At 30.7% G+C, this 1,828-nt stretch carries 3 protein-coding genes; all 3 read left to right on the top strand.

Translation table 11 applies throughout. The annotated features are described in order from the left end of the window. Nucleotides 1–179 precede the first annotated feature (179 nt). The 3 genes from ADIARSV_RS11595 to ADIARSV_RS11585 are packed head-to-tail and all read left to right on the top strand — an operon-like array spanning nt 180 to nt 1,801. Nucleotides 180–515 (top strand): PadR family transcriptional regulator, encoded by a 336-nt coding sequence (locus tag ADIARSV_RS11595; RefSeq protein ID WP_016195714.1) that lies wholly within the window; start codon nt 180–182, stop codon nt 513–515. Between the two features lie 17 nt (nt 516–532). Beyond that, nucleotides 533–1,237 carry a permease prefix domain 1-containing protein gene (locus ADIARSV_RS11590; RefSeq protein WP_016195713.1) on the top strand — a complete coding sequence of 235 codons (705 nt, stop codon included), beginning with the start codon at nt 533–535 and terminating at the stop codon, nt 1,235–1,237. 57 nt (nt 1,238–1,294) lie between these two features. Next, the gene (locus tag ADIARSV_RS11585; protein WP_040299896.1) at nt 1,295–1,801 is read left to right on the top strand and encodes a bacteriocin fulvocin C-related protein; all 507 of its coding nucleotides are present in this window, start codon (nt 1,295–1,297) and stop codon (nt 1,799–1,801) included. Nucleotides 1,802–1,828 lie beyond the last annotated feature (27 nt).

Below are 1,828 nucleotides of genomic sequence, written 5' to 3'. Positions count from 1 at the left end.
TTTAAAAAAACAGGGGTTATTAGTACCTCCCTAAAAAATGCTTTTGTAGATTGATTTTATTCCAGGGGAATACACTTCATGTTGTAACAGTTTAGGTAAAGTTTATTAATAAAAAGATAATTATTCAATTTTAGTAGATAAACATTTACTTCGATATATTTGTAATTAAAACTAGGGTGATGAAGAATATATCGAAAGAGTTGATGGGAGCATCAGCAATTCCAATTATTTTGTCTGTTTTACAGAGTGGAGATAGTTATGGATATGAAATTGTTCAGAAAGTAAAAGACTTAGGCAAGGACAAAATCCAATGGAATGAACCCAGTATTTATCCTGTATTAAAAAAACTTGAAAGTAGTGGAATGATTAAATCTTATTGGAAAGTATTAGAAGGTGAAAGACCACGCAAATATTATACATTGCTAGCAGACGGCAAAGAACAATTGAAGCAAAACATGGCAGAGTGGGATATTGTGTATGCTATTTTTGGAAAGTTAAAAACAGAACTATCTTAATCTTCTCTCTATTTTAAATGGAAAAAGACGGCGAATTCGACTTGGACACTCAAGTCACTGTTTGGTATAAAAATCTTAATTCCCTGACCGAGGTTACAGAAGCAGATGCCGAAGAACTTAGAACTCATTTACTTGATTTAATCGACGAGCTAAAAGCTTGTGGACTCGATAATGAGGAAGCTTTTTGGGTGGCTTCTAATAGAATGGGGAAAACTTCTGATTTAGGAAGTATTTATACTGATATAAATAAACCAATTATTCAATTAAGGCGTTCTCTAGTAATTTTAGCTGGAGTTTTAGCTTATTACTTACTCTACTATTTTATCCATTGCTCTTCCAAGTTGATTTATATCTCCTTACTTTATTTTCAAATGAACGGCTATGTAGCGATCAGCTGGATCTCCAAATATTTGATTGCTATCCATTTAATGGTAATGGTATTTGTAGCAAGTATCTACTTTTTTGAACAAAAAACTATTTCTTTTATTGAAAATATAAAACTTAAACCCACGCACACTTTTTATTTACTATTATCGGCTGTGGTATTGAGTGTTTTAAATACTTGCTTATATCCTATCATAAAGAATATGACTCTATCCGACCGTACTATTTTCAGCCATTTACATCACATATACATTTATTTCGATTTTATTTTTCCTTTCACCATTTGTGCCGGTTTTACTATTCTTTATTCAAAATATAACAGAATAGCTAGAATATAATTTAAAAAAAATAAACCTAATTAATATATTTCAGTTAAATATATTAATTAGTTTATCATGAAACACATCTTACTCTTTCTATTTGTATTGTCTCTTATTTTATCCTGTAAAAAGCCACCTTTAGAATATTCTTGCGACCCTAAGGTTAACGAATTTGTGACTGAAAATCATGAAAAATTCGCAAAAATAGGTGTACGTGAATTAGTGTCTTACGATACTAAAGTTCAAAGAGCGATTTTTAACAGTTGGGATTATCAAAAAAAGAGAGCTGCCTGGGTGGATAAATTACAATATGTTCTTAATCAGAATTCATTAAATGATCTTGAAAAGGATCACATCAAAGAATTAATTAGCGATATCCATGAGGATTATTTCAAGAAGGAAAGCATTGAAGTAAATGCGTTAGGCAATGCAGATTTTTCTACAAAATGGATCAGCTATTCTTCTATTAAGTTAAAGTGGAGTCATCAGTTTATTGCTTTTCTTGTATACAGGATGTACACGGATCAGTCACAACTTGAAGAAGAACTATCCGAGTTAAAAACAATTAAATCATCTATTTAGGGTTTGCTGAAAAACTCAAAAGACTAA

Source organism: Arcticibacter svalbardensis MN12-7 (assembly GCF_000403135.1).
GTDB classification, from domain to species: Bacteria; Bacteroidota; Bacteroidia; order Sphingobacteriales; family Sphingobacteriaceae; genus Arcticibacter; species Arcticibacter svalbardensis.
Note: the sequence above shows the minus strand (reverse complement) of the source record. Positions and strands in the feature narration are given on the sequence as shown.

Bases quoted from the DNA above. Each gene is read 5' to 3' on its own strand.
- ADIARSV_RS11585 (WP_040299896.1), top strand. From the start codon at position 1,295: ATGAAACACATCTTACTCTTTCTATTTGTATTGTCTCTTATTTTATCC.
- ADIARSV_RS11595 (WP_016195714.1), top strand. From the start codon at position 180: ATGAAGAATATATCGAAAGAGTTGATGGGAGCATCAGCAATTCCAATT.
- ADIARSV_RS11590 (WP_016195713.1), top strand. From the start codon at position 533: ATGGAAAAAGACGGCGAATTCGACTTGGACACTCAAGTCACTGTTTGG.